The following is a 24,724-nucleotide window of genomic DNA, read 5'->3' as shown; positions in this document are numbered from 1 at the left end:
GACCGGCTCGCGCGCGGCCACCAACGCGGCCGCGACCCCGCCTCTCCGGGGCCGCGGCCGCTTTTCGCTGCGTGCGGTATGTCGCGGATGCCGCGGATGGTGGAGGGCGAAGCGCGACAACACCCCCATGACGGCACTAGGCTGACGGACATCACCGGCGAAACCGTGCGGGAGAGCACCCTGACAGCCGGTCAGGGTCCCTGAAGGAGCAAGCCCTCCCCGCGAACCTCTCAAGGCAAAGGACCGCGCGGCAGCCCTGTAAGGCGTTCTTACGGGGAGGTGACCTCTGGAAAGCAGGCCCTCGGGGCCTCGCCGAAGGTGAAAGTCCGGTAAAACTCGGGCGAAGCTCTCAGGCATCCATGACAGAGGGGGAGGATGCTGGCATCCAATCCTGTCCTGAGGTGCGACAAATGTCCCGACCTACGCCGCTACGAGACGTCCACGAGGCCCTAGGCGCCACGCTGACCGACTTCGCCGGCTGGCTCATGCCGCTCCGGTACGGCAGCGAGTCCGCGGAGCACAAAGCCGTCCGCGAGGCGGCCGGGCTGTTCGACCTCTCGCACATGGGCGAGATCTTCCTGACCGGTCCGCAGGCCGGAGAGGCCCTCGACTACGCGCTGGTCGGCCACCTGTCGGCGCTCGCGCCCGGCCGGGCCAGGTACACGATGATCGTGGACGAGCGCGGCGGGGTGCTCGACGACCTCATCGTCTACCGGCTGGCGGACGAGGAGTTCATGGTGGTGGCCAACGCCTCGAACTCCGACAAGGTCGCGGATGAGCTGAAAAATCGTACTAAGTCGTATGACGCGGCGGTCGATGACCGCTCCCAGCAGTACGCCCTCATCGCGATCCAGGGCCCGAAGGCCCAGGAGATCCTGGCCACGCTCACCGACGCCGACCTCGACGGTCTCAAGTACTACGCGGGCCTGCCCGGCGTGGTCGACGGCCGCCAGGCGCTCATCGCCCGTACCGGCTACACCGGCGAGGACGGCTTCGAGCTGTTCGTCGCCAACCAGGACGCCGTGCCGCTCTGGCGCGCCCTGGAGGCCGCGGGCGAGCCGCACGGGCTGCGCGCCGCCGGTCTGTCCAGCCGCGACACCCTCAGGCTGGAGGCCGGCATGCCGCTCTACGGCAACGAGCTGAGCTCCGACCTGACCCCGTTCGACGCGGGGCTGGGCAGAGTGGTGAAATTCGACAAGCCCGGTGACTTCGTCGGCAGGGCGGCGCTGGAGGCGGTCAAGGACGACCAGCCCCGCCGCCGCCTCGTCGGCCTGGTCGCCCAGGGCCGCCGGGTGCCGCGTCACGGCTACCCGGTCACCCGCGACGGCGCCGTCGTCGGCGAGGTCACCAGCGGTGCGCCCTCCCAGACCCTGGGCAAGCCCATCGCGATGGCCTACGTGGACGCCGGTGCCGACACAGGTCTGGCCGTGGACATCCGGGGCAGCCATGAACCTATGGACCTGGTCGAGCTGCCCTTCTACAGGAGGAACAAGTGAGCAACATCCCTGACGACCTGAACTACACCAAGGAGCACGAGTGGGTGTCGGGCGTGGACGACGGCATCACCGTGACCGTCGGCATCACGGCCTTCGCCGCCGAGGCTCTTGGTGACGTCGTCTTCGTGCAGCTCCCCGAGGTCGGTTCGACCGTCGAGGCGGGTGACTCGGTCGGCGAGGTGGAGTCCACCAAGTCGGTGAGCGAGATCTACGCGCCCGTCGGCGGCGAGATCGTCGAGGTGAACTCGGCCGTGGCCGACGACCCGTCGCTGGCCAACAGCGACCCGTACGGCGACGGCTGGATGTTCCGCGTCCGCATGGAGGGCGACGCGGAGGACCTGCTGTCCGCCGAGGAGTACACGGCGCTCACCTCAGGCGAGTCCTGACACCAACGCCGGGGCCCGCCGCGGGCCCCGGCACTTCCTGAACTGAAGGGCGCCATCAATGGCGATCAGCGTCTTCGACCTCTTCAAGATCGGCATCGGACCGTCCAGCTCCCACACGGGCGGCCCGATGGCCGCCGCGCACAAGTTCGCCCGCGGGCTGCACGACGACGGCCTGCTCCCCCGCGTGGCCCGCGTCGAGGTCATCCTGTACGGCTCGCTCGGCCTGACCGGCAAGGGCCACGGCAGCGACAAGGCGGTGCTGCTCGGCCTGTCCGGTGAGAAGCCGGAACTGGTCGACGTCGACTCCGTCGACACCCGCCTGGCCGAGATGCGCGCCGCGGGCACGGTCAAGCTCTACGGCGAGCGCGAGATCCCCTTCGTCGTGGGTCAGGACCTCGTCTTCGAGCGCAAGATCTCCCTGCCCGAGCACCCCAACGGCATGCGCTTCACCGCCCGCGACGAGCAGGGCGAGACCGTGCGCGAGAAGGTCTACTTCTCCGTCGGCGGCGGCTTCGTCGTGGACGAGAAGGCCACCGGCGCCGACCGCATCAAGCCCGACGACACCGTCCTGCCCTACCCGTTCGCCTCGGGCGAGGAGCTGCTCAAGCACTGCTCGAACACCGGCCTGTCGATCTCCGCCCTGATGCTGGAGAACGAGAAGGCGTTCGGGCGCACCGAGGAGGAGATCCGCGCGGGCATCCTCAACCTGTGGCGGGTGATGTCGGAGTGCGTGCGGCGCGGCATCAGCAAGGAGGGCGTGCTGCCCGGCGGCCTGAAGGTCAAGCGCCGGGCCAACCAGCTCCACCGGCGGCTGCAGGCCGAGTCGGCAGAGAAGGACCCGCTGCAGGCGATGGACTGGGTGGCGCTGTTCGCCCTGGCCGTCAACGAGGAGAACGCCGCCGGCGGCCGCATCGTCACCGCCCCCACCAACGGCGCCGCGGGCATCATCCCGGCCGTGCTGACGTACTACACCAAGTTCGTCCCGAGCGCCGACGACGACGGCGTGGTGCGTTTCCTGCTCACGGCGGCCGCGATCGGCGTGCTGTTCAAGGAGAACGCCTCGATCTCCGGCGCCGAGGTCGGCTGCCAGGGCGAGGTGGGCTCGGCCTGCTCGATGGCCTCGGCCGGGCTGACCGAGGTCATGGGCGGCACCCCCGAGCAGGTGGAGAACGCCGCCGAGATCGGCATCGAGCACAACCTCGGGCTGACCTGCGACCCGATCGGCGGCCTGGTGCAGATCCCGTGCATCGAGCGCAACGCGGTGGCCTCCAACAAGGCCATCACGGCCGCCCGGATCGCCCTGCGCGGCGACGGCCGCCACTACGTGGCGCTGGACAAGGCCATCAAGACCATGCGCGACACCGGCCGCGACATGCTCGACAAGTACAAGGAGACCTCCCGCGGCGGCCTGGCCGTCAACGTCATCGAGTGCTGACCCGCCTCCGAGTGGTACCGTGAAGTTGTACCACTCGGAGGAGGCGACCATGTCCATCACCGCCAGCGAGGCTCGCCGTCGTCTGTTCCCCCTCATCGAGGAGGTCAACAACGACCGCACCGCCGTGGAGATCGTGTCCAAGAGCGGCAGCGCCTACCTGGTGGCCGCAGAGGAGTACGAAGCACTCCAGGAGACGGCCTACCTGCTACGTTCCCCGGCCAACGCCCGCCGGCTGATCGAGTCCTATCAGGAAGCGGTCCAAGGGCGTCATGAGCGACACGAGCTGCTGGGCGACGAGGCTGCTCGGTGAAGGTGGCGTTCACCACCCAGGGCTGGGAGGACTACGTCCACTGGCAGACGGCTGACCGGCAGGTGCTCAAGCGCATCAACCGGCTCGTCGAGGATGTCCTGCGCGATCCTTACGAGGGCATCGGCAAGCCCGAGCCCCTCAAGTACGCGTTGGCGGGCGCCTGGTCCCGGCGCATCACCGACGAGCATCGCCTGGTGTATCTCGTCCTGCACGACGAGATCGTCGTCCTGCAGGCTCGCTACCACTACGAGTAGACCCGCCCGGCCCCCTCCGCGGGAGAGGGCCGGGGAGCCGGGTGTCAGGCGGATGAGCGGCAGATGACCGTGGTGGTGTGGCTGTCCACGCAGATCAGGCCGACCGCGGGGCTGAGCGCCTGGGCCAGCAGGCCGGGCAGGTGGTCCCCCACGCAGTGCATCTGGCCGTCTTCCCCGATCTTGCAGGGGATCAGCGGAAAGCCGTCGCCCGTCGCCGCGTGGGCGGCGGGCGCGGCGAGCGCGAGGGCGAGGGTTGCGGCGGCGAACGCGCCGATGATGCGGTGAATGACGACCTCCCGATCGGATTCGACGACGAAGGCGCCGAGTCGCGCCTTCTTCCTTCAGCTACGAGCAGCCGGTTGACTGGTCAGCGGCGCTCGGCCGGTTGGCGGCGGACGTGCACGCGGACGACCGCAGGCGTCTCGTCGTCGCGCACCTCACGGCGGATGCGGCCGACGATGTCCTGGTCGAGCTTGGTCACCACCGCGCCGACGTCCGCGTCGGAGGGGCAGGTCAGGGCGACGCGCAGGCCGTTGTCGGCGACCCGTACGGCCGCCCGGCCCAGGCCGTCCACGCCCTTGAGGCCCACGCACAGCATGGCCGTGCCGGTGCCGCTGGCCGCGCCCCGGCGGCCCCAGCCCAGGCTCAGCAGCAGCCAGCGCACGGCGAGCATGGCCAGGATCAGCATGGCGAAGGCCAGCAGCCACAACGTCCAGGGGTCGGCGGCCAGCGTGCGGGCGAACTCGGCGGGCAGCACCTTGGCGTTGCGCGGCAGGTCGAACAGCAGGCCCCGGCCGCGCAGCCAGCCGTAGCCGCCCACGGCGAGCAGGGCGAGGCCGACCAGGGCCAGGCCGACGCGGTTGCCCGTGTACTGCCGCATCACACGCCCTTCCTGCGCAGCCGGACGACGACCTCGCCGGTGCCGAGCGTGCCGACGCCGGCCAGCCGGTCGCCGACCGCCGTGCCGACCTGCCGGAGCATCGCGCCCGAGCTCTCCGGCCCGGTCACGACGGTGACCTCGATGGTGCGCCGGCGCAGCCGTACCCGGGCCCGGTCCACGCCGTTGACCTTCTGGGCGGCCGCGCGCAGGGTGCGCCGCAGCCCGGCGCGGGTGATGCCGATGACGATCAGCGGGTCGGACGTCTCGACCGGGACCGTCCTGGACCGTCCCGGCACGATCGCGAGCAGCAGCATCAGCAGCCCGGCGCCGGCGGTGAGCAGCGCGGCCGAGGAGACCTGCGGCCAGGTCCGCGCGCCGGCCAGCTCGACCGCCTCGTTCACCGGGACCCAGCCCAGCGGCTTGCCGAGCAGCGACGTCACCACCTCGGCGGTCGTCGCGCCGAGCACGGCGGCCAGGACGAGCGCGACGAGCGCGCCGGGCAGCGTGCGCGCCGGTCTGAGCGCCCGTCTCGCCCTGCGCAGCCCGGTGTGGTGCTGGGCGGTGATGGCTGCGGGCACCATCTGCTGAAGCGTGGTCATCACAACGACAGACGTACATGGGTGCGCGGGGGCCGCGACCGCGCCCTCGCCGCCCATTTGCCCGATCATTACGGCCGCACCAAGGAAAGTGAACCTCTCCCGCGCTCCGGAAAGGAATATGAACCCCACTCATATTCATTCGCCCGATATGCCGTTACCCTGCTGACATGGATGACCGCCGGCGCTACGACCGCGCCACCGCCGCGCTCGAACCGCCCTTCGCGATCCTCGATCTGGCGGCCATGCGGGCCAACGCGGCCGACCTGGTGCGCCGCGCCGCCGGCAAGCCGATCCGGGTGGCGAGCAAGTCCGTGCGCAGCCGCGCGGTCCTCGAACGCATCCTGGCCATGGACGGCTTCCGCGGCGTCATGGCCTTCACCCTCCCCGAGGCCCTGTGGCTGGCCGGGCAGGGTTTCACCGACATCCTGGTCGCCTACCCCACGGCCGACCGGCACGCGCTCGCCGCCCTGGCCGCCGACCCGCGGGCCGCCGCCGAGATCGCGATCACCGTCGACTCCCGCGAGCAGCTCGACTTCGTCGAGCAGGCCGTGTCGGATGTGCATCCCAGAGCCGAGCTGCGGCTCTCCCTCGACCTGGACGCCGGCTACGTCGCCCTCGGCGGCAGGTTCCGGGCCGGCGCGCTCCGCTCCCCCGTGCGCGAGCCCCACGAGGCCGCCGACCTGGCCACGGCCATCGCCAAGCGCCCGGGGCTGCGCCTGGTGGGGCTCATGGCCTACGAGGCGCAGATCGCCGGGGTGGGCGACGCCCCGCCGGGCAACGCCGCCTTCGCGCGCGTCGTCCGGGTCATGCAGGCCCGCTCGGCCCGCGAGCTGATCCTGCGCCGCGGCCGCGTCGTGAACGCCGTGCGCCAGGTCGCCGACCTGGAGTTCGTCAACGGCGGCGGCACGGGCTCGATCGAGACGACGGTCAGGGAGAAGGCGATCACGGAGGTCGCCGCCGGATCGGGCTTCTTCCACCCGCGGCTGTTCGACTTCTACCGGCGTTTCACCGGCCGTCCGGCGGCCCTGTTCGCGCTGCCGGTCGTCCGGCGGCCGGGGCCGGACACGGTGACGGTGCTGGGCGGCGGCTACCTCGCCTCCGGCCCTCCCGGGCCGAGCCGGCTGCCGCAGCCGTACCTGCCCGCCGGGCTGCGGTACGCGCAGGACGAGGGCGCGGGCGAGGTGCAGACCCCGCTGCTGGGCCAGGCGGCCCAGGAGCTGCGGGTCGGGGACCGGGTGTGGTTCCGGCACGCCAAGGCGGGCGAGATGTGCGAGCGCTTCGACACCCTGCACCTCGTGGACGGCGACACCCTGGCCGAGTCGGTGCCGACGTACCGGGGCGAGGGCCGGACGTTCCTGTGACCCCGGCCCCGGGCCCCGGCACCCGCGCTCAGCGCCGGCGGCGCCTGCGCCGGAACAGCACGATCGCGGCGCCGACGACCAGCACCGCGCCGACGCCGATGAGCACCGGCGCCAGGTTGGGCTGCTCGTCCTCCCACACCCCTTCGGGCTTGTCGCCGTAGTCGACCGGGCGGGCGGTCACCCCGAGGGCGTCCCCCACGGACGCCACGAAGTGGCCCGCCCGGCTCTTGACATCGGCGACCGTACGCTCGGCGACCCGCTTGGGGCTCACCCGGTCGGCGATGGCGTCGACCGTCTGCGCCAACTCCGCGCGCGTGCGCGCGATCCGCCGCTCCAACTCGTCGGGATCGGTGTCAGCCATGGCTCTCCTTTCGACCGTACGCGTGGTCGCGCCCGCTACGTTGTCCGTCGCGAGCTCCGTCCGTTCTGGTCGTGATCAGTCTGTCAGGTCGGCGTGCCGTACGGCACAGCGGCCGGGCCGGTAGGTTTGCCGGAGGAACTCAGGAGGGCCCATGACAGAGACCAAGCTCGCGCCCGGCGACGCCGCGCCCGAGTTCACGCTACCCACCGCCGACGGCGGCACCGTCTCCCTCGACAGCCTGCGCGGCAAGAGGGTGATCCTCTATTTCTACCCCGCCGCCATGACGCCCGGCTGCACCAAACAGGCCTGCGACTTCCGCGACAACCTCAGCCAGTTGACCGGCGAGGGTTTCGTCGTCCTCGGCGTGTCGAAGGACAAGCCGGAGAAGCTGGCCAAGTTCGTCGCCCGCGACGCCCTGACCTTCCCCTTGTTGTCGGACCCTGAGCTCGCCGTCCACCAGGCCTATGGCGCGTACGGCCCGAAGAAGCTCTACGGCAAGGAGATGATCGGCGTGATCCGCTCGACGTTCGTCATCGACGCCGACGGCAAGATCGAGCAGGCGCTCTACAACGTGAAGGCCACCGGCCACGTGGCCTCGCTCAAGAAGAAGCTCGGCCTGGCCTGACCCCGGCTCGCGGGCCCCGCCGACAGGGGCCCGCGGTCGTCGCGGAAGGCTGCCCGGTCACGGCCGGAGCGCTAAGCTGTTCCCAGCCCGCCTCGGCGGGATCGCGGGCGTGGCGAAATGGCATACGCGGCAGGTTTAGGTCCTGTTGGTGGAGACACTGTGGGGGTTCGAGTCCCCCCGCCCGCACACGCAGCGGCTGCGCGGGGCGCGCCGTCCGGGAGGCCGGGTCGCGCGGTGCTTCCTCTTCACCGCGCGACCCGCGTCTCGATCATGATCCGCCATCACGATCTCCCTTTACTCGCCCGCGAGGGGCGCTCCCAGGTACCACCATGCCTGGTCCCCCGTAAGACCCATGTAAGACCTGGGTCGTAGGCGGACTTCCCCCTCCAGGCGGACAAACCCGCGGCGTGGCTTACATATCGTGATGATGTGTTCGGCAGGGTACGGGCGTGGTCGAGGCGCCACGGCGGGCTGGTGAGCGTCCTGCGGGTCGCCCCCCTCGCCGTCTTCAGCTTGCTTCTGGCGATCCCCTACGCCTCGCTCACCCCGGCGGGGGGCGGCCGGTACCTGGGCGTGGCGGGCTACGTCGCGCTCTCGGTGCTGCTGATCGCGCCGCTGCTGTGGCGGCGCAGGCCGCTGGCGGCCTACGCGGTGATCACACTGGCCTCCTTCGGGCAGTGGCTGGCCCACGTCGACCCGCTGCCCGCCAACCTCGCGGTCATGGTGGCGTTGTGGACGGTCGCCTCCGAGTGCGCGTTCCGGTGGGCGCTGGCCGCCGGGCTGGTGGCCGAGCTGGGGATCTTCCTGGCGCTGGTGAACTGGTCCGTCGCCACCTTCGGCATGTTCTTCAGCGGCTCGATCTTCGTCGTCACCATCTGGCTGGCCGGCCTGTACGCCAACACCCGCCGGCGCTACCTCGAAGGGCTGGAGGAACGCGCCGAGCGGGCCGAGCGCGAACGCGACCAGCAGGCCAGGATGGCCGCTGCGGCCGAGCGCACGAGGATCGCCAGGGAGCTGCACGACGTGGTGGCGCACAATGTCAGCGTGATGGTGGTGCAGGCCGACGGCGCGGGCTTCGCCCTCGACAGCGACCCCGAGCAGGCCCGGCTGGCCGTACGGAACATCTCCAAGACCGGGCGGGCGGCCCTGGCCGAGATGCGCAGGATGGTCGGCGTGCTGCGCGAGAACGAGGACGACGGCACCGACTACACCCCGCAGCCCGGCCTGGGCCAGCTCGAAGAGCTGGTACGCGGCGCCGGCGTGCCCGCCAGCCTGCGGATCGGCGGCGTGCCCGGCGAGCTTCCCGAAGGGCAGCAGCTCGCCGTCTACCGCATCGTCCAGGAGGCGCTGACGAACGCGCTCAAGCACGGCGGCCCGCACGTCCAGGCGCGGGTCGAGATCGACTACGGCGGGCCGGAGCTGGTCGTCCGGGTGACCGACGACGGCCGGGGGGCCGCCGCGCCGCGCAGCCCGGACGGGCACGGCCTGATCGGCATGCGCGAACGCGTCGGCATGTACGGCGGCGCGGTCTCGGCCGGTCCCCTGACCGGCGGCGGCTTCGAGGTGCTGGCCCGCCTCCCGACGGCCAGGGCGGCGTGATGATCAGGGTGATGCTGGTCGACGACCAGGAGCTGCTGCGGGCCGGGTTCAAGATGGTGCTCGGCGCCCAGCCCGACATCGACGTGGTGGCCGAGGCCGCCGACGGCGTCACGGCCCTGGAGCTGCTGGACCGCGTCGAGGTGGACGTCGTGCTGATGGACGTCCGCATGCCGCGCATGGACGGCGTCGAGGCGACCAGGCGCATCGACGGGCCGAAGGTGCTGATCCTGACCACCTTCGACCTCGACGAGTACGCCCTGGCCGCGATCAAGGCGGGCGCGGCCGGGTTCCTGCTGAAGGACGTGCCGCCGGCCGACCTGGTCAACGCCATCAGGCAGGTGCACGCGGGCGACGCCGTGGTCTCGCCGCGCACGCTGCGCCGGATGCTGGACCGCTTCGCCGCCCAGTTGCCGGTGGAGGAGCTGCCGGCGGCGACCGAGCTGACCCCGCGCGAGCGGGAGGTGCTGCTCATGGTGGCCCGCGGCCTGTCGAACATGGAGATCGCGGGCCGCCTGGAGGTCGCCGAGGCCACGGTGAAGACGCATCTCGGCCGGGTGCTGGCCAAGCTGGGGCTGCGGGACCGGGCGCAGGTGGTCGTGTACGCCTACGAGGCGGGGCTCGTCGTGCCCTCGCATCGGCCGAAAGGCTGACGAGGGTCGTCTGAGGTCCTACACGAAGTCCCTCCTCAGGGCCCACAATTCCTGAAATTTCCACTCCTAACGTGGGTCGCGACGAGAAATTGCGACAAGGAGTGAAAGTGACCCTCACCGAGTCCTGGCGCGCGGCACCGCCCGCGGTGGTGGCCAAGGCCCTGACCAAGGTGTACGGCCAGGGCGACGCCCAGGTCCACGCCCTCCGCGGCGTGGACGTGGCCTTCGCCACCGGCGCCTTCACGGCGATCATGGGCCCGTCCGGCTCCGGGAAGTCGACGCTCATGCACTGCCTGGCCGGCCTGGACACCGCCACCTCGGGCACGGTGCACATCGGCGACGTCGAGCTGACCGGCCTGGCCGACCGGCAGCTCACGCTGCTGCGCCGGGAGCGGATCGGCTTCATCTTCCAGGCGTTCAACCTGCTGCCCACGCTGACCGCCGAGCAGAACATCAGGCTGCCCCTGGACATCGCCGCCCGGCAGGCGGACGAGGAGCTGTTCGCCCGGGTCATCGACACCGTCGGGCTGCGCAACCGGCTCGGGCACCGGCCGACCGAGCTGTCCGGCGGCCAGCAGCAGCGCGTGGCCGTGGCCAGGGCCCTGATCAGCAAGCCGCAGGTGATCTTCGCCGACGAGCCCACGGGCAACCTGGACTCGCGCAGCGGCTCGGAGATCCTGTCCTTCCTGCGCACCTCGGTCCGCGAGCTCGGCCAGACCATCGTCATGGTCACCCACGACCCGGTCGCGGCGGCCTACGCCGACCGGGTGGTGTTCCTGCGCGACGGCGAGCTGGTCACCGAGATCACCTCGCCGTCGCCGCAGGCCGTCCTGGACACGCTCGTGAAGCTGGAGGGGTGAGGTGCTGAAGACGGCGCTGGCCGGGCTGCGCGCGCACAAGCTCAGGCTGCTGCTCACCTCGCTGGCGATCACACTCGGGGTGGGCTTCATCGCGGGCACGTTCGTGCTGAACGACACCATCCAGGCGGGCTTCTCCCAGCGCGTCACCGCCGACGCCGACAAGGTGGACGTGGCCGTCCTGCCCAAGGAGCGCGACGGCGTGCTGCCGGAGAAGGCCCTGGAACGGGTGCGCGCCCTGGCCGGCGTGACCGAGGCGCAGGGCCTGATCCGCGACCCCGCGCCGCTGCTCGGCAAGGACGGCAGGGCGGTCGGCAGCAGCCCGACCACGGCCCTGTCCATCGTCCCCGGCCCGCTGGACCGCGCCGCGATCGTCGCGGGCACCGGCCCGGGCACCGACGACCAGGCGGCCGTGCTGGACAAGAACACCGCGAAGTCGCAGGGCCTGCGGCTCGGCGACACGATCACCGTGCTCGACCGCAAGCAGGCCCGCCACCAGTTCCGCCTGGTCGGCCTGCTCGACCCCGGAGTGGACCAGGAGCTCTCCTTCACCGGCGCGGTCGGCTTCACCGCGGCCACCGCGCAGCGCATGACCGGCGCCAAGGGCTACCGCGAGATCGACGTCGCCGGCTCGGCCCCCGGGCTGAAGCAGGCCGTGGCCGCGGCGCTCGGCGACGCCTACGAGGTCAAGTCCGGCACGGAGCTGGCCGACGACCTGGCGGCCTCGGCCGGGCTGTCGATGCGCACGCTGACCATCGGCCTGCTGCTGTTCGGGGCGGTGGCGATGATGGTGGCCGCGCTGGTCATCTACAACACCTTCACCATCCTGGTCGCGCAGCGCACCCGGGAGATGGCGCTGCTGCGCTGCATCGGCGCGACCCGCGGGCAGGTGTTCGGCTCGATCGTGCTGGAGTCGGTCGCGGTCGGGCTGCTCGCCTCCGCGCTCGGCCTGCTGGCCGGTTACGGGCTGGCCATGCTCGCCCTGACGCTGCTGGCCGCGTTCGACGCCCCCATGCCCACGGACGCGGCGGTCTCGCTGACGCCGGCCACCGTCGGGATCGGTCTGGCCGTCGGCCTGGTGGTCACCCTGTTCGCGGCCCTGCTGCCCGCGCGGGCGGCCACCCGCGTGCCGCCGGTCGCGGCGCTGCGCGCCCAGCCGGAGGAGCAGGACTTCCGCACCGGCCTGCTGCGCTCGGTGTTCGCGGGGCTGTTCCTGCTGGCCGGGGCGGGCCTGACCGCGTACGGCGTGGCGGGGCTGCCGGCGGGCGAGACGAGCACGCTCTTCGTCGTGATGGCGGGCGGCGCGCTGGTCTTCCTGGCCGTGCTGATCCTCGGGCCGGTGCTGGTCGGGCCGCTGAGCGCGGTGGTGGGCTGGATCCCGGCCAAGCTGTTCGGCGTGCCCGGACGCCTGGCCCTGGACAACTCGGCCCGCAACCCCCGGCGCGCCGCGACCACCACGGTCGCGCTCACCATCGGCGTCACGCTGATGACGCTGATCTCGGTGCTCAGCGCCTCCACCCGGCTGACCGTGTGGAACAAGCTCGACGAGCAGTTCCCGGTCGACTACATGCTGGCCGGCCAGGTGCAGGACAGCGGGGTGCCCAGGTCGGTGGCCGAGAAGCTGCGCGGCCGTCCCGAGCTGGCCTCGGTGCTGCAGATCCGCGAGACCCCGGGCAAGGTGGGCGACCGGCGCTTCGACATCGGCACCTACCACGGGACCGTCACCCCCGAGGTGCTGTCCGGCTCGATGGCGGGCCTGTCGGCCGGGCAGGTCGCACTGCTCGACTACGCGGCCTCCGCCCTGGGCGTCAAGGTCGGCGACACGGTCACGGTGAAGACCGAGCTGGCCGGGTCCGTGCCGCTGAAGGTGGTCGCCGTCCTCGCCGGGACGAACTCCACCCTGCCGCCGCTCACCGTCGCCGAGCGGCCGTTCGACACCTACTACGACCGGGTGCCCGACTCCCGCGTGATGATCAACATCCGCGACGGCGTCGCGACCGACCAGGCCCGCCAGGTGGTCAAGGCCGCGATCGCGGCCCATCCCACCGTCCAGATGGCCAGCTCGACCGAGGTGCGCGGGCAGTTCGACGAGACCCTGGACATGCTGCTCATGATCGTGACCGGGCTGCTCGGGCTGGCGATCCTGATTTCGCTGCTCGGCATCGCCAACACCCTGTCGTTGTCGGTGCACGAGCGCACCAGGGAGTCGGCGCTGCTGCGGGCGCTCGGGCTGACCCGGCCGCAGCTGCGGCGGATGCTCTCGGTCGAGGCGCTGCTGCTCGGCCTGATCGGGGCGCTGGTCGGCGTGGTGCTCGGCGGCGTGTTCGGCTGGGCCGCGGTACGGGCGATGCTGCCCGGCGCGGTGTTCTCCGCGCCGCTCGGGCAGATCGCGCTGTTCGTGGTGCTCTCGGGGCTGGCGGGCGTGCTGGCCGCCGTGGTGCCGGCCCGGCGGGCGGCCAGGGCGTCGATCGTCGGCTCGCTGGCTACGGGCTAATCCCTGATAAAAGCGAATAAAAGCGAAAAATCAGGATAGAGGGTACGCGCAGGGGCTGCGCGGCCTCATGGGACGGGTGTCGTGGGGGACGCCGAGGCCGCGCGGCCACACACGTGCCGCCAGACCAGAAGCCAGGTCGGGCGCCAGGTCGGACGCCCCATGGGGGGCGGCCACGTACGTGCCGCCAGGTCGGGCGCCCATGGGGGCGGCGCCCGGCCCCGCGTGTGCCACACGGTCAGCGCGGGGTGCGACCCGGCCAGAGCTCGGCGACGGTCTCGGGGTCCAGCAGCGGCCGCACCACGACCTCCCCGGACGCCTTGTCGATCACGATGCACGCCCCGCCGACCGTGTCCGGCAGGGTGGTGGGGTCGTCGGGGTCGAGCTCCCGGATCCACGCGACGTACCCGTCGTGGAAGCCGTACAGGCCCACCGACAGCGGCTCGTCCGGCGGACGCGTCCCGTTGACGTACTCCTCCGCCAGCGCCCTGGCCTGGTCCATGTTCATCGCGGCCGCCCCTGCCGGTCGAGGATCATGCAGAACACCCCCGTCACCGTCGCGTACGGCGGCTCGACCGACATGTGCCCGCGCTGGGCGTCGATCCAGATCACCTCGCTGCCGGAGTTGACCGCGTTCCAGACGTGCGACCCGCCGCCCGGCCAGCGCACCACGATGACCGCGCTCGCGCCGTGCCCGGCCTCCAGCAACCGCCGGGCGATCATGGGGTAGGCGTGCCGCCCCTGGCCCGCGTACTGGAACCGCTGGCCGGTCCACCGCTCGATCCGGGCCGCTCCGCCCTTCTCGCCGGTGAGCAGCGGACGGCCGATCCCGTCGTACTCGGGGAGCCTGGGGGCGGCGGTGGCGGGCTCGCCGTGCCAGGTGGACAGCACGGCCAGGGCGCAGTCGGCGGCGTTGGAGGCCCGGAACGGGTCGTCCGCCGGGCCGCCGCCGTTGATCAGCCGGACCCAGGTGCCGCGCGGGTCGGGGAACCGGGTGCCGGGCTCCAGCGCCTGCCTCAGCTCCCGTTCCACCTGCGGGTCGGGCTGTGCCAGCCCGCCGGGCAGCCCGTACGGCCGGCTGTCGGCCAGCCTCGGCGGCCGCCGCGCGCCCTCGAACCAGTCGACGGCGGCACGGTTCCTCGCCCGGTCGATCCGGGCCTCCAGCGGATGCCGTCCGTCCGCGCCACAGGCCCCGTCCCTCTCCCCGAACTCCAGCCGCCGCATCCCGCTGACCGCCGCCCCGAACCCCCGCGTCACCGCTCCCCCGGGTGTCTCCGGCCCACCGGTCCCGCCCCCTGGGAACTCCCCTGGCTCCCGCGCGTCCGGCCCGGCCCCAGGCGGGCCGCCCTTGCCCGGACCGGCCGCACGCAGGCTGCCCGGCTGCGGGGCGGCTTCCCGCAGGTCGCTTCCGCGTGCCGCGCCTGCCTGCGGGGTGGCTCCGTTCAGGCCGATCTCGCGCGGGGCGGCCGGCGCGGGTGCGGCTCCGTGCGGATCGCGGGCCGGGTGAGCCGTCGTGCGCGACGCCGCCTCCTCCGGGAGCTCCCGGGCGTCAGGCGCGTCAGGACGCCCCTCCCGATGTCCGGACGTGCCGGTCCGCGTCTCCCCGGCGTTCGGCACTTCTGTGGCGGTCTGCCCGTCGGTCGCCGCGCCGGCGTCGGCGTCGCAGCCGGTCGGCTCGGTGGCAGGCGGCGCCGGACCGTCCGGCACATCCGTCGGCGGCAGGCCGGGACGTGCGTCCTCCCGTTCGTCCGGGAGGGCGAGGCGGTTGAGGGTGTTCAGGCTGAACGTCAGGCCGTACGGCGTGCCGGCGCGGGCCGGGGCCGGGCGGGTGGCGAGACCGGTGAGCACGTCCAGGGCGGAGGCCACGCCAGGGGCGGGGGCTGCGGCGGGCTGGGGGGACGGGCGGGAAGGAGGAGGGGCCTGCGTACGGAGGCCGGGTGGCGGCGGCTCCTCGTCGGGGGCGCTGGAGGCGGCGGGCGTTAAGGGGGCCGAGCCCTCACGGGAGGAGGGGACCTCGGTCGTGGCGGGCGCTTCGCCGGGCACGTCCTCGGCGGCACGTTCGTAGTCGAGCCACCGGACCCCCTCCCCCACCACCGGGTTGTACTGCCCCTCCGGAAGGACCCCTCGGACGCTCGACTTGCGTTCGCGGACCACGTCCTGCCTCCTGTCCTGCTTGGACGACCGATCGTAGGGCCGCCGTCGCGTCCGAGAGGGGGAAGTGGGGAAGATTATCCGTCAGGGGGAACGGCTTTACCTGCGCAAACGTCCGCGAATCAGGCCACCTGGACCGTCACGGCCGGCCACCCGCTGGCGCCGTCGGGCGCGGGCGGCGCCTGCCGTTCGGTCTGGGTGTGACCGGCCGCGTCCGTGGCCCGCGCCTCGATCATGTGCTCCCCGGGGGTGGCGTCCCAGTCGAGCGCCCACTGCCGCCAGGTGTCGGGCCCCGGCACGGCGGCCAGCCGCGCCTGCCGCCACTCGCCGCGATCGACCCGCACCTCGACGGCGTCCACCCCGGTGTGCTGGGCCCACGCCACCCCGGCGATGGTCGTGCGCCCGGCCTTGAGCGAGGCGCCGCTCTTCGGGACGTCGATGCGCGACTCCGTCTTGATCGGCCCCTTGGCGGCCCAGCCGCGTGGCGTCCAGTACGCCTGGTCCTGGTCGAACCGGGTCACCTTCACGTCCACCACCCACTTGGTGGCCGACACGTACCCGTACAGGCCGGGCACCACCTGGCGGACGGGGAAACCGTGCTCGAACGGGAGCGCCTCGCCGTTCATGGCGATGGCGAAGAGGGCGTCGCGGCCGTCCATCACGACGTCCACGGGCGTGCCGCAGGTGAAGCCGTCGTCGGAGGTGGACAGCAGCATGTCGGCGCCCGACTGGAGCCCGGCACGGCGCAGCAGGTCGGCCATGCGCACGCCGAGCCAGCGGGCGTTGCCGACGTACGGGCCGCCCACCTCGTTGGAGACGCAGGTCAGGGTGATGTCGGCCTCGGTGAGCGGCAGGTTCAGCAGCTCGGCGTAGGTGATCTCGACCGGTCTGTCCACCATGCCGTGGATGCGAAGCCGCCAGGCGCGCGGGTCCACCTGGGGGACGACGAGCGCCGTATCAACCCTATAGAAGTCCTGATTTTTCGTGATGAAGGAGGACAGGCCGGGGATGCGGAAGTCCGTACCGGGGGGAAGGGGGCGGGCGGGCGTCGCGGGCCTGGGCAGCGCCAGGTTCCCCCGCGTCGCGGCCAGCTCCCGCCGCCCGCCGAGCTGGCGGCCCAGCGCGGCCGACGCCCCCGCCACCACGATCCCGCCCGCCACCCCGGTGATCAGCCGCCGCCGGTCGAAACCGCGCTCCCCCACCCCGGCCCGCATCACAGCCGGCCGCTTCACAGCCCCCTCACCGCCCGCACCGACCTCGGAGCCCTCGCCGCCGACACCGCCCGCGCCACCGATCTCGGGACCCGCCGTGGCCGTACGGCGACCACTACCCGCGCGCCGCAGCAGCCACCCCAGCGCCAGCCCCCCGCACAGGACCCCGGCCACCGTGGGCAGCACGTCCACCGCCGCCGCCCCAGGACGGGTGAGCACCGCGGCCACCCCCACCACCCCGAACAGGGCCAGCCCCGCGTACCCGTACGCGAGCCGCCGCCGCGCCAGCACGCCGATGAGGGCCGCGATCCCGGCGAGCACCACGAGCACGCCCCCGATGAGGACGGTCTTGTCGTTCTCCCCGAACGTGTTGATCGCGAAATCTTTGACCGGCGCCGGCGTCAGGTCGACGACGGCGTCCCCCACCGCCACCACCGGAAAGGTCTCAGGACCGGCGAGCCCGGCGACGAGCTGCGCGATCCCCAGCGCCAGCGCGCCCGCCGTGAGCCCCGCCAGGGCGCCGGCCCAGGCGGGCACCGTCTCGTTCTTCTGCACGGTACGACGTTACGTCGCCCGTGGTCAGCAGGTTCTTACGCGGTGGTTACGAGCCGACGATGTCGCGCACGATCGGCGCCAGCGCGCGGAAGGCGCGGCCCCGGTGGCTGATGGCGTCCTTCTCGTCAGGGGACAGCTCGGCGGTGGTGCGGTCGTGGCCGAGCGGGACCAGGATCGGGTCGTAGCCGAAGCCGTTGGTGCCCCGCGGGGTGGTGATCAGGTGGCCGGGCAGCGTGCCCTCCACCACCCGGTGCTCACCGGACGGCAGCGCGAGCGCGGCGGCGCAGGCGAAGTGCGCCGACAGCTTCTCGGCGGGCACGTCGGAGAGCTGGGCGAGCAGCAGGTCGAGGTTGGCCTGGTCGTCGCCGTGGCGGCCGGACCAGCGGGCCGAGAAGACGCCGGGCATGCCGTTGAGCACGTCGACGCAGAGCCCGGAGTCGTCGGCCACGGCCGGCAGCCCGGAGCCGTTGGCGACGGCGTGCGCCTTGAGCAGCGCGTTCTCCTCGAAGGTGACGCCGGTCTCGGCGACCTCGCCGATCTCGGGGAACTCCTCCAGGCCGACGATCTCGAACCCGGCGAGGATGCGCCGCAGCTCCGCGATCTTGCCCGGGTTGCGGGTGGCGAGCACGATCTTCATGCGCTCAGCGCCTCCTGCTGGATCAGGGTCAGCTCCTCGCACCCGGCGGCGGCCAGGTCGAGCAGCTGGTCGAGGGCCGCGCGGTCGAAGGGCACGCCCTCGGCGGTGCCCTGCACCTCGACGAAGGCGCCCTCGCCGGTCATCACGACGTTCATGTCGGTCTCGGCGGCGACGTCTTCGGTGTAGCACAGGTCGAGCATGGGGACCGAGCCGACAACCCCGACGGAGACGGCCGCGACCGAGCCGATCAGCGGGTCTCCCGGGCACATCTTGCGCGCCTTCATCCAGGCGACGGCGTCGGCGAGCGCGACGTAGGCGCCGGTGATCGCGGCGGTCCTGGTGCCGCCGTCGGCCTGGAGAACGTCGCAGTCGAGCACAATGGAGTTTTCGCCCAGAGCCTTGTAATCGACGCACGCGCGAAGTGATCTTCCGATCAACCGGGAAATCTCGTGCGTGCGCCCGCCGATTTTGCCGCGGACCGATTCCCGATCATTACGGGTATTGGTCGCCCGCGGCAGCATCGCGTATTCGGCCGTGACCCAGCCCTGCCCGCTGCCCCTGCGCCAGCGCGGCACGCTGTCCTGCACCGAGGCCGCGCAGAGCACCCGCGTGCCGCCGAACTCGACGAGGACCGAACCCTCGGCATGCGCCAGCCACTGCCGGGTGATGGTGATGGGGCGTAGCTGGTCGGGGTTGCGGCCATCCTGTCGGGACATGCAGATCACCCTATCTCCGCGGCACGACACTCTTGACCAAATGTGTCCGACACATGGATCCTTACGCAATGACAACGGGGGTGTTGCGAAACCCTGACTTCCTCCGGTTCCTGACGTCGCACGTGGGGAACGAACTGGGAGCGAATATCTCGCGCGTGGCCCTCCCGCTGGTGGCGGTCGTCACGCTGCACGCGCAGCCGGCCCAGGTGGCTCTGCTGTCCGCGCTGCAGACCGCCGCGTTCCTCGTGCTCGGCCTGCCCGCGGGGGTGTGGGTCGACCGGATGCGCCGGCGCCGCGTGATGATGGTCACCGACCTGGCCAGGTTCGTGCTGCTGGCGAGCATTCCGCTGGCGGCGCACCTGGGCCTGCTGTCGATCGGGATGATGTTCGCGGTCGCCTTCCTGGCGGGTGCTGCGCAGGTGTTCAACGACGTCGCGGACCAGACGTACCTGCCCAGCCTGGTGAGCACGCGGCAGCTCAGCGACGGCAACTCCAAGCTGGAGGTGGTGCGCTCCGGCAGCTTCCTGGCCGGGCCGGGCATCGGCGGCCTGCTGGTGCAGCTCGTCGGCGCGCCGTTCACGATGTTCGCCACCGCGCTGGGCTCGCTGACGTCGGCGCTGTTCCTCAGCACCATCAAGACCCCGGACAAGCCGCCGGCCGCGAACGAGCCCGAGCCGTTGCTGCGCGGCATCGGCGTGGGGCTGCGCCACGTGTGGCGCGACCGCCTGCTGCGCATGTTCGCCGCGTCCTCGGTGCTGACGAACCTGACGGTCGGCGCGGTGCTCGGCCTGTCGGTGTTGTTCCTGGCCGATGAGGTGGGGCTGGCGCCCGGTCTCATCGGCGTGCTGCTCATGTCCGGCGGGTTCGGCGGCGTGACCGCGGGCCTGCTCGGCGCGCTGCTGGCCAGGAAGGTCGGCACGGCCAGGATCACCTGGCTCTCCCTCACCGTGCCGGCGCCCTTCGCCCTGCTGCTGCCGATGACCCAGGCCGACTGGCGGGTGGCGTTCTTCGCCGTCACCTCGATCGCGTTGTCGTGGAGCGCGGCGCTGAGCACGGTCGGCCAGATCACCTACCGGCAGACGACGGTCCCCGAGCAGCTGCTGGGCCGGGTCAACGCCTCGTTCCGGTCGTTGATGTGGAGCTCGGTCCCGCTGGGCGCGCTGCTCGGCGGGATCGTCGCCCAGCAGTTCGGCGTGCGGACGGCCTTATGGGTGTTCATGATCGGCCGGGTCGTGTCGTTCGTGCCGCTGCTGTTCTCGCCGCTGCCCCGATTACGCGACTTCGACGACGTTCAGGCCAGGTCGTAGACCGCGCCGCTGCGGGCCAGCTCGATCGGCCCGGCGTAGCCGCCCCTCGACGCGTCCTGCAGCACTCTCGCGTTGTCGTTCCACGGCACCAGGTGGGTGAGCACCAGCTTGCCCGCGTTGGCCTTGGCCGCGTGCTCGGCCGCCTGACGGCCGGTCAGGTGCAGGTCGGGCGGCAGGTCGGGCCCCTCGACGAACGACGCCTCGCACAACATGAGGTCGGCCCCCGCGGCCAGCTTGACCAGCTCCGCCGACTCCCCGGTGTCCCCCGAGTACGCCATGCACACGTCGTCGCTGGCCACCCGGAACCCGTACGCCTCGACCGGATGGTTCACCAGGCCGGCGGTGACGACGAACGGCCCCACCTCGAACGAGCCGGGCGACAGCGGCGTGAAGTCGAAGGCGGTCTCCAGGCCGGGCTCGTCCGGCATCCCGTACGCGGCCGCGAGCCGGGCCGGCGCCCCCTCGGGCGCGTAGACCGGCACGGGCGGGTACGGCGCGTCGGGCCCGTACGTGCGGGCCACGTGGTAGCCGCAGACGTCGAGGCAGTGGTCGGCGTGCAGATGGGACAGGCAGATGGCGTCCACGTCGTAGAGGCCGATGTGGCGCTGGAGCGCGCCGAGCGACCCGTTGCCGAGGTCGAGCAGCATCCTGAACCCCTCGGCCTCGACGAGATAGCAGGACGCGGGGCTGTCGGGGCCGGGGTAGCTGCCCGAGCATCCGACGATGGTCACCTTCATGTGGGCCTCCCGCTAAAGGTAGTACCCCCCACTGGCGCGACTTCGACCACGTCGATCTCCGGGCCCAGGAACCGCCTGCCGAGGCGGGCGAAGAGCTGGGAGTCGCCGGTGGCGCGGAAGCGGTGCCGGGGGGTGGCCTCGCCTCCCGCCGCCAGTCCGCGGTCGTGCAGGATCCGGTAGACGTCCTTGGCCGTCTCGTCGGCGCTGGAGACCAGCGTGACCCCGTCGCCGACGACGTAGGAGATCGCGCCGGTGAGCAGCGGGTAGTGGGTGCAGCCGAGGATGAGCGTGTCGCAGCCGGCCGCCCTGATCGGCTCCAGGTAGTCGCGCAGGACGTCGATGAGCTCCTTGCTCATTGTCTCCCCGCGCTCGACGTACTCCACCAGCCGGGGCGCGGCCACGCCGGTGAGCTGCACGTCGGGGGCCGCGGTGAAGGCGTCGTGGTAGGCCAGCGACGTGATGGTGGCCTGGGTGGCGATCACGCCGACCCGGCCGGTGCGGGTGGCGCGCACCGCGCGCCTGGTGGCGGGCTGGATCACCTCGACGACCGGCACGTCGTAGCGTTCGCGGGCGTCGCGCAGCACGGCGGCGCTGGCGCTGTTGCACGCGATGACGAGCATCTTGACGTCCTGCTCGACGAGGTGGTCCATCACCTCAAGGGCGTAGGCGCGCAGCTCCGCGATGGGTTTCGGCCCGTACGGCTGGCGGGCCGTGTCGGCCACGTAGGTGATCGACTCGTGGGGGAGCTGGTCGATGATCGCGCGCGCGACCGTCAGGCCGCCCACCCCGCTGTCGAAGATCCCAATACTCTCGTCCGGCACGTTCTAGAGGGTAGGCGACCTGCTCGATCAACACCGCGTAAGAATGCTCACACCTGATGAAGGCGCGACTGTCGGGTTGCTCACATCAGCCCCTTCCGACCCTGGCGAGCTGGCGCGACTGGGCGACGAGCCGGCCCGCGGAGTCCCAGACCTCGACCTCCTCGTCGAACCAGCCGTCCGAAATGAGGCGGCCGCTCCCGATCAGGGTGAGCCAGCCGGGGGCGGGCAGGGCCCGCAGGTGCCAGGTGAGCTCGACGGTGGGCGCCCAGCCGCGGGCGCCGGCGGAGAACACCACGGGCGGCAGCGCGTCCACGGCCAGGGCCAGCACGTACGGGTCGGCGTCCTGCGGCTCGGCCATCCTGAAGTACGCCCGCGACTCCGGCCTGCCCGTCGGTTCGCCGGCCAGCCAGGCGATGGTGGGCGGGTCGAAGCGCATGTCCATCTGGGCGTTGAGGGTCATGTTGTTCTCGGGCTTGGGGTCGGGCAGCTTGACGCACTCCTCGACGGACGGCATGACGACCGAGGGCGCGTCGGTGTAGACGGGGTCGGCGCCGGTCAGGGTGGCGGTGGTGATCAGGCTCTCGATCTGCGGCACGCCGTCCTGGACGAGGGTGGCTCTGGCGAACGCGGCCGTGCGGCCCGACTTCAGCGGCTCGACCCGGACCTGGGCGGGGCCGGCGACCGGTGACTTGAGGAACTGCGAGGTGGTGCTCACCGGGTGCTCGAACGGCGAGGCGTCCACGGCGGCGCGCAGGACGACGGCCATAAGGTAGCCGCCGTTGAGCGGGCCGCCGATGGAGTATCCGGGGTCGAGGCACACGTCATAGGTGGTCTCGTCGACCCTGATCGCCTGTGTGGCCTCGTCGAACTTGGTCATCCCGCCCTGCCTTCACCGTACGGAACTATATTCTAGTAGTCCCCCCACTTTACGCGGGGCTGCGGCGTTCGCACCACGCCGTTCCGCCATCAGCGCGCCTACCTGCGGAAACACCACCCGGATGGGACAGTTCGATCATGGCAACTGTCACCGAACTCATCGGTCAGTCGGTGTGGGACTCCAACGGGATCTGGGTCGGTCACGTGGTCGACATCCGCGCGCACAAGCACAGGGGCGGCCTCCAGCAGAGCCAGACGGTCTACGGGCTGGTGGTCTCGGGACGGCGGGCGCCCGTGCTGCTCGGGCTCACCCGCGACCGTCAGGGCCGCTCGCCCTGGCTGTCCAAGACGCTGGCGCGGACGGTCTACGCCGGGTGCACGTTCGTCCCCTGGGCCTGCGTGACGGACTGGACAGATGGCGAAGTCCACCTCGATGTGCTGAAAAAAGAGCTGAACCGGGCCTGATCCCGACTTCAGCACATTGCAAGCGGCCATCTAGCAACATCAGCTACCTTCTCTGTGGTCAAAAGTCCACATTGTGAGTTGAGTGATGTCTGCGAATAATCCCCCACCTGGCCAGGATCCTGAGCGCACCACGGCGTACCGAGGAGGCTGGGACCAGCCGCAGGAGCAGCAGCAGCCGTACCAGCAGCCGTATGGTCAGCAGGCCCCGCAGCCGGGGCAGGGGGCTTCGTACGGGCAGCCGGCTTACAGCCCTCAATCCGCCTACGGCCAGCAGCCCGCCTACGGCGCCCCGTACGGCGGCCAGGCCCAGCAGGGCTGGCAACAGCAGCAGCAACAACAACAGCCGACCTGGCCGCCGCAGGACCAGCACGCCCAGCAACAGGGCTGGCCGCAGCAGGACCCCTACGCGCAGCAGCACCAGCAGCAGGGCTGGCAGCAGCAGGACCAGTACGGGCAGCAAGGTTGGCAGCAGCAGGGCCCCGAGGGCTTCGGCCCGCCCCAGCCGGCGAAGAAGGGCGGCCGCAAGGGCTGGCTGATCGCCGGCGCGGCGGCGCTCGCGGTGGTGTTGCTCGGCGGCGGCGCGGTGTGGGCCGTGGGCGCGATCGGCGGCGGCGGCACGCAGCCGAACGAGGTCCTGCCCGCCAACGCGATCGCCTACGCCCGCCTCGACCTCGACCCGGCCGCGAACCAGAAGCTGGCGCTGTTCCAGCTCGCCAGGAAGTTCACGGTCACCAAGGGCTCCTTCACCGGCGAGGACCCGCGTCAGGCCCTGTTCAACCTGGTCAACGACAGCGGCGAGAAGAAGGTGGACTTCGCCAAGGACGTGGACCCGTGGCTGGGCAGCAGGGTCGGCTTCGCCGCCGTGCCCTCCGGCAAGTCCGAGCCCGACTTCGCGGTGGCCGTGCAGGTCAAGGACCAGGCGCAGGCCAAGGCGGGCATCGCCAAGCTCATGGACGGCGACAAGTACGGCATCGCCTTCCGCGACGACTACGCGCTGCTGTCCTCGACCCAGGCGCTGGCCGACAAGTTCGCGAAGGGCGAGGCCACCCTCGCCGACAACAGCGAGTTCAACGACGACATGGGCGACGTCGGCGAGCAGGGCGTGTTGTCGTTCTGGGCGGACATGGGCGCGCTGGCCAAGCTCACCCCCATCCCCGCCGAGCAGGCCGCGAGCATCGAGCCCATCAAGGACGCCCGGTTCGCCGGCGCGCTACGCTTCGACAGCGCCTACGTCGAGCTGGCCGGCCTGGTCAGGGGCGCCAAGGGCGTGACCTCGGACGACCTCCAGCCCGCCACCCTGGGCACGCTGCCCGCCGGCACCGCCGGGGCCCTGTCGGTCTCCGGCCTGGACCAGATGATCACCAGCCAGTGGGCCCAGATCCAGAAGTCGGCCGCGGCCGGCGGCGGCGCCGAGGTGCAGCAGCTCCTCGACCAGGCCAAGACCAAGTTCGGCCTCGACCTGCCCGGCGACCTCGCCACGGTGCTCGGCAAGAACTTCACGGTCGCGGTGGACAGCCAGGGCCTGGACGGCGACCAGATCAAGGCGGGCGTCCGGGTGGTCACCGACCCGGCCAAGGCCCAGGCGGTCGTCGGCAAGATCGAGAAGGCGCTGGCGGCCAGCGGGCAGCCCGCTCCGCAGCTCGCCAAGGTGCCCGGTGACGGCGTCTTCACGGCGGCGACGAGCGAGGAGTACGCCAAGAAGCTGGCCGAGGAGGGCACGCTGGGCGACTCCGAGACGTTCCAGACCGCGATCCCCGACGCCGGCGAGGCCACCTTCGCGCTCTTCGTGGACCTCGACAAGGTCGAGCACCTGTACCTGCAGAGCATGGAGGGCGACGAGAAGGCCAACGTGCAGGTCCTGCGGGCCGTCGGGCTGAGCGGCAAGCAGAGCGCCACCGAGGCGGACTTCTCGCTGCGGGTCCTGTTCAACTGACCGGACAAGAA

The 24,724-nt window shown here is 71.8% G+C and carries 25 protein-coding genes, 1 tRNA gene and 2 riboswitches; of the genes, 15 read left to right on the top strand and 11 right to left on the bottom strand.

The window, feature by feature from the left end:
• Positions 1-158 precede the first annotated feature (158 nt).
• Positions 159-256, top strand: a riboswitch (glycine riboswitch).
• 20 nt (positions 257-276) lie between these two features.
• Positions 277-376: riboswitch (glycine riboswitch) on the top strand.
• A 34-nt stretch (positions 377-410) separates the two neighbouring features.
• From gcvT to ACIBK9_RS32585, 5 genes are read left to right on the top strand one after another with little or no spacing between them, the layout of a single operon-like run.
• The gene (gcvT, locus tag ACIBK9_RS32605; RefSeq protein ID WP_358283572.1) at positions 411-1,496 is read left to right on the top strand and encodes a glycine cleavage system aminomethyltransferase GcvT; all 1,086 of its coding nucleotides are present in this window, start codon (positions 411-413) and stop codon (positions 1,494-1,496) included.
• On the top strand, positions 1,493-1,882 hold the full coding sequence (gene gcvH / locus ACIBK9_RS32600; RefSeq protein WP_352324995.1) for a glycine cleavage system protein GcvH: 390 nt from the start codon (positions 1,493-1,495) through the stop codon (positions 1,880-1,882). The genes gcvT and gcvH overlap by 4 nt, the downstream gene beginning before the upstream one ends.
• Positions 1,883-1,940: 58 nt before the next feature.
• The gene (locus ACIBK9_RS32595) at positions 1,941-3,317 is read left to right on the top strand and encodes an L-serine ammonia-lyase (RefSeq protein WP_397162500.1); all 1,377 of its coding nucleotides are present in this window, start codon (positions 1,941-1,943) and stop codon (positions 3,315-3,317) included.
• Positions 3,318-3,366: 49 nt separating this feature from the next.
• A complete protein-coding gene (locus tag ACIBK9_RS32590) occupies positions 3,367-3,627 on the top strand; it encodes a type II toxin-antitoxin system prevent-host-death family antitoxin (RefSeq protein ID WP_352329707.1) in 261 nt (86 codons plus the stop codon).
• Complete coding sequence (locus ACIBK9_RS32585; RefSeq protein WP_397162499.1) at positions 3,624-3,881, top strand: Txe/YoeB family addiction module toxin; 258 nt, start codon at positions 3,624-3,626, stop codon at positions 3,879-3,881. Before ACIBK9_RS32590 ends, ACIBK9_RS32585 begins: the two co-directional genes overlap by 4 nt.
• 367 nt (positions 3,882-4,248) lie before the next feature.
• On the opposite strand, the gene ACIBK9_RS32580 is transcribed toward ACIBK9_RS32585, so the two are convergent.
• Together ACIBK9_RS32580 and ACIBK9_RS32575 are read right to left on the bottom strand one after the other, a co-directional pair.
• Positions 4,249-4,761 (bottom strand): hypothetical protein, encoded by a 513-nt coding sequence (locus ACIBK9_RS32580; RefSeq protein ID WP_358283565.1) that lies wholly within the window; start codon positions 4,759-4,761, stop codon positions 4,249-4,251.
• Entirely contained in the window at positions 4,761-5,360 is a 600-nt protein-coding gene (locus ACIBK9_RS32575; RefSeq protein WP_397162498.1) for a DUF6286 domain-containing protein, read from the bottom strand. Before ACIBK9_RS32575 ends, ACIBK9_RS32580 begins: the two co-directional genes overlap by 1 nt.
• A gap of 167 nt (positions 5,361-5,527) precedes the next feature.
• On the opposite strand from ACIBK9_RS32575, the gene ACIBK9_RS32570 reads away from it, so the two are divergent.
• Positions 5,528-6,721, top strand: a complete 1,194-nt coding sequence (locus tag ACIBK9_RS32570; RefSeq protein ID WP_397162497.1) for an amino acid deaminase/aldolase — start codon at positions 5,528-5,530, stop codon at positions 6,719-6,721.
• A gap of 28 nt (positions 6,722-6,749) precedes the next feature.
• Here ACIBK9_RS32570 and ACIBK9_RS32565 read toward each other — a convergent pair whose 3' ends face one another.
• Positions 6,750-7,082 carry a DUF3618 domain-containing protein gene (locus ACIBK9_RS32565; protein WP_189648887.1) on the bottom strand — a complete coding sequence of 111 codons (333 nt, stop codon included), beginning with the start codon at positions 7,080-7,082 and terminating at the stop codon, positions 6,750-6,752.
• Between the two features lie 151 nt (positions 7,083-7,233).
• Between ACIBK9_RS32565 and bcp the strand changes: the two genes are divergently transcribed.
• The 6 genes from bcp (at position 7,234) to ACIBK9_RS32535 (ending at position 13,307) form a co-directional block, all read left to right on the top strand.
• Positions 7,234-7,707: a thioredoxin-dependent thiol peroxidase gene (bcp, locus tag ACIBK9_RS32560; RefSeq protein ID WP_352350148.1), complete on the top strand. Its 474-nt coding sequence runs from the start codon at positions 7,234-7,236 to the stop codon at positions 7,705-7,707.
• A gap of 103 nt (positions 7,708-7,810) precedes the next feature.
• A tRNA-Leu gene (locus ACIBK9_RS32555) sits at positions 7,811-7,893 on the top strand.
• Between the two features lie 243 nt (positions 7,894-8,136).
• Positions 8,137-9,306, top strand: coding sequence for a sensor histidine kinase (locus ACIBK9_RS32550; protein ID WP_397162496.1), 1,170 nt, complete (start codon positions 8,137-8,139; stop codon positions 9,304-9,306).
• A complete protein-coding gene (locus ACIBK9_RS32545; protein WP_397162495.1) occupies positions 9,306-9,956 on the top strand; it encodes a response regulator transcription factor in 651 nt (216 codons plus the stop codon). Before ACIBK9_RS32550 ends, ACIBK9_RS32545 begins: the two co-directional genes overlap by 1 nt.
• Positions 9,957-10,063: 107 nt before the next feature.
• Positions 10,064-10,816 carry an ABC transporter ATP-binding protein gene (locus ACIBK9_RS32540; RefSeq protein ID WP_352350142.1) on the top strand — a complete coding sequence of 251 codons (753 nt, stop codon included), beginning with the start codon at positions 10,064-10,066 and terminating at the stop codon, positions 10,814-10,816.
• Position 10,817: 1 nt separating this feature from the next.
• Entirely contained in the window at positions 10,818-13,307 is a 2,490-nt protein-coding gene (locus ACIBK9_RS32535) for an ABC transporter permease (RefSeq protein WP_397162494.1), read from the top strand.
• A 235-nt stretch (positions 13,308-13,542) separates the two neighbouring features.
• Here ACIBK9_RS32535 and ACIBK9_RS32530 read toward each other — a convergent pair whose 3' ends face one another.
• The 5 genes from ACIBK9_RS32530 to rph all read right to left on the bottom strand — a co-directional run bounded on the left by ACIBK9_RS32530 (position 13,543) and on the right by rph (position 18,574).
• A complete protein-coding gene (locus tag ACIBK9_RS32530; RefSeq protein ID WP_357971121.1) occupies positions 13,543-13,812 on the bottom strand; it encodes a hypothetical protein in 270 nt (89 codons plus the stop codon).
• Positions 13,809-15,458: a toxin glutamine deamidase domain-containing protein gene (locus ACIBK9_RS32525; protein WP_397162493.1), complete on the bottom strand. Its 1,650-nt coding sequence runs from the start codon at positions 15,456-15,458 to the stop codon at positions 13,809-13,811. Before ACIBK9_RS32525 ends, ACIBK9_RS32530 begins: the two co-directional genes overlap by 4 nt.
• A gap of 119 nt (positions 15,459-15,577) precedes the next feature.
• On the bottom strand, positions 15,578-17,221 hold the full coding sequence (locus ACIBK9_RS32520; RefSeq protein WP_397162492.1) for a molybdopterin-dependent oxidoreductase: 1,644 nt from the start codon (positions 17,219-17,221) through the stop codon (positions 15,578-15,580).
• Between the two features lie 46 nt (positions 17,222-17,267).
• A complete protein-coding gene (gene rdgB / locus ACIBK9_RS32515; RefSeq protein ID WP_358283548.1) occupies positions 17,268-17,858 on the bottom strand; it encodes an RdgB/HAM1 family non-canonical purine NTP pyrophosphatase in 591 nt (196 codons plus the stop codon).
• Positions 17,855-18,574 (bottom strand): ribonuclease PH, encoded by a 720-nt coding sequence (gene rph, locus ACIBK9_RS32510; protein ID WP_358283918.1) that lies wholly within the window; start codon positions 18,572-18,574, stop codon positions 17,855-17,857. Before rph ends, rdgB begins: the two co-directional genes overlap by 4 nt.
• 53 nt (positions 18,575-18,627) lie before the next feature.
• On the opposite strand from rph, the gene ACIBK9_RS32505 reads away from it, so the two are divergent.
• Positions 18,628-19,881, top strand: coding sequence for an MFS transporter (locus ACIBK9_RS32505; RefSeq protein WP_397162491.1), 1,254 nt, complete (start codon positions 18,628-18,630; stop codon positions 19,879-19,881).
• Here ACIBK9_RS32505 and ACIBK9_RS32500 read toward each other — a convergent pair.
• From ACIBK9_RS32500 to ACIBK9_RS32490, 3 genes are all read right to left on the bottom strand, one after another.
• Positions 19,866-20,618, bottom strand: coding sequence for an MBL fold metallo-hydrolase (locus ACIBK9_RS32500; protein WP_357971117.1), 753 nt, complete (start codon positions 20,616-20,618; stop codon positions 19,866-19,868). The two genes, ACIBK9_RS32505 and ACIBK9_RS32500, sit on opposite strands and share 16 nt — an antisense overlap.
• Positions 20,615-21,439 (bottom strand): glutamate racemase, encoded by an 825-nt coding sequence (gene murI / locus ACIBK9_RS32495; protein ID WP_387645872.1) that lies wholly within the window; start codon positions 21,437-21,439, stop codon positions 20,615-20,617. Before murI ends, ACIBK9_RS32500 begins: the two co-directional genes overlap by 4 nt.
• Before the next feature lie 85 nt (positions 21,440-21,524).
• The gene (locus ACIBK9_RS32490; RefSeq protein ID WP_364324666.1) at positions 21,525-22,316 is read right to left on the bottom strand and encodes a thioesterase family protein; all 792 of its coding nucleotides are present in this window, start codon (positions 22,314-22,316) and stop codon (positions 21,525-21,527) included.
• Positions 22,317-22,453: 137 nt separating this feature from the next.
• Here ACIBK9_RS32490 and ACIBK9_RS32485 point away from each other — a divergent pair, with 137 nt between their 5' ends.
• Together ACIBK9_RS32485 and ACIBK9_RS32480 are read left to right on the top strand one after the other, a co-directional pair.
• Positions 22,454-22,780: a hypothetical protein gene (locus tag ACIBK9_RS32485; RefSeq protein ID WP_352350122.1), complete on the top strand. Its 327-nt coding sequence runs from the start codon at positions 22,454-22,456 to the stop codon at positions 22,778-22,780.
• An 85-nt stretch (positions 22,781-22,865) separates the two neighbouring features.
• Positions 22,866-24,713, top strand: coding sequence for a DUF3352 domain-containing protein (locus ACIBK9_RS32480; protein ID WP_397162490.1), 1,848 nt, complete (start codon positions 22,866-22,868; stop codon positions 24,711-24,713).
• Positions 24,714-24,724: the final 11 nt, after the last annotated feature.

Source organism: Nonomuraea sp. NPDC050227, from assembly GCF_044459705.1.
GTDB lineage: Bacteria > Actinomycetota > Actinomycetes > Streptosporangiales > Streptosporangiaceae > Nonomuraea.
The sequence above is the reverse complement of the archived record's forward strand: the minus strand, read 5'-3'. Positions and strand labels throughout refer to the sequence as shown.

Excerpts from the sequence above, each read along its gene's own strand:
- gcvT (WP_358283572.1), top strand. The coding sequence starts at position 411 with ATGTCCCGACCTACGCCGCTACGAGACGTCCACGAGGCCCTAGGCGCC.
- ACIBK9_RS32595 (WP_397162500.1), top strand. The coding sequence starts at position 1,941 with ATGGCGATCAGCGTCTTCGACCTCTTCAAGATCGGCATCGGACCGTCC.
- ACIBK9_RS32590 (WP_352329707.1), top strand. The coding sequence starts at position 3,367 with ATGTCCATCACCGCCAGCGAGGCTCGCCGTCGTCTGTTCCCCCTCATC.
- ACIBK9_RS32580 (WP_358283565.1), bottom strand. The coding sequence starts at position 4,761 with ATGCGGCAGTACACGGGCAACCGCGTCGGCCTGGCCCTGGTCGGCCTC.
- ACIBK9_RS32575 (WP_397162498.1), bottom strand. The coding sequence starts at position 5,360 with ATGACCACGCTTCAGCAGATGGTGCCCGCAGCCATCACCGCCCAGCAC.
- ACIBK9_RS32570 (WP_397162497.1), top strand. The coding sequence starts at position 5,528 with ATGGATGACCGCCGGCGCTACGACCGCGCCACCGCCGCGCTCGAACCG.
- ACIBK9_RS32565 (WP_189648887.1), bottom strand. The coding sequence starts at position 7,082 with ATGGCTGACACCGATCCCGACGAGTTGGAGCGGCGGATCGCGCGCACG.
- bcp (WP_352350148.1), top strand. The coding sequence starts at position 7,234 with ATGACAGAGACCAAGCTCGCGCCCGGCGACGCCGCGCCCGAGTTCACG.
- ACIBK9_RS32545 (WP_397162495.1), top strand. The coding sequence starts at position 9,306 with ATGATCAGGGTGATGCTGGTCGACGACCAGGAGCTGCTGCGGGCCGGG.
- ACIBK9_RS32530 (WP_357971121.1), bottom strand. The coding sequence starts at position 13,812 with ATGAACATGGACCAGGCCAGGGCGCTGGCGGAGGAGTACGTCAACGGG.
- rdgB (WP_358283548.1), bottom strand. The coding sequence starts at position 17,858 with ATGAAGATCGTGCTCGCCACCCGCAACCCGGGCAAGATCGCGGAGCTG.
- rph (WP_358283918.1), bottom strand. The coding sequence starts at position 18,574 with ATGTCCCGACAGGATGGCCGCAACCCCGACCAGCTACGCCCCATCACC.
- ACIBK9_RS32505 (WP_397162491.1), top strand. The coding sequence starts at position 18,628 with ATGGATCCTTACGCAATGACAACGGGGGTGTTGCGAAACCCTGACTTC.
- ACIBK9_RS32500 (WP_357971117.1), bottom strand. The coding sequence starts at position 20,618 with ATGAAGGTGACCATCGTCGGATGCTCGGGCAGCTACCCCGGCCCCGAC.
- ACIBK9_RS32490 (WP_364324666.1), bottom strand. The coding sequence starts at position 22,316 with ATGACCAAGTTCGACGAGGCCACACAGGCGATCAGGGTCGACGAGACC.
- ACIBK9_RS32485 (WP_352350122.1), top strand. The coding sequence starts at position 22,454 with ATGGCAACTGTCACCGAACTCATCGGTCAGTCGGTGTGGGACTCCAAC.
- ACIBK9_RS32480 (WP_397162490.1), top strand. The coding sequence starts at position 22,866 with ATGTCTGCGAATAATCCCCCACCTGGCCAGGATCCTGAGCGCACCACG.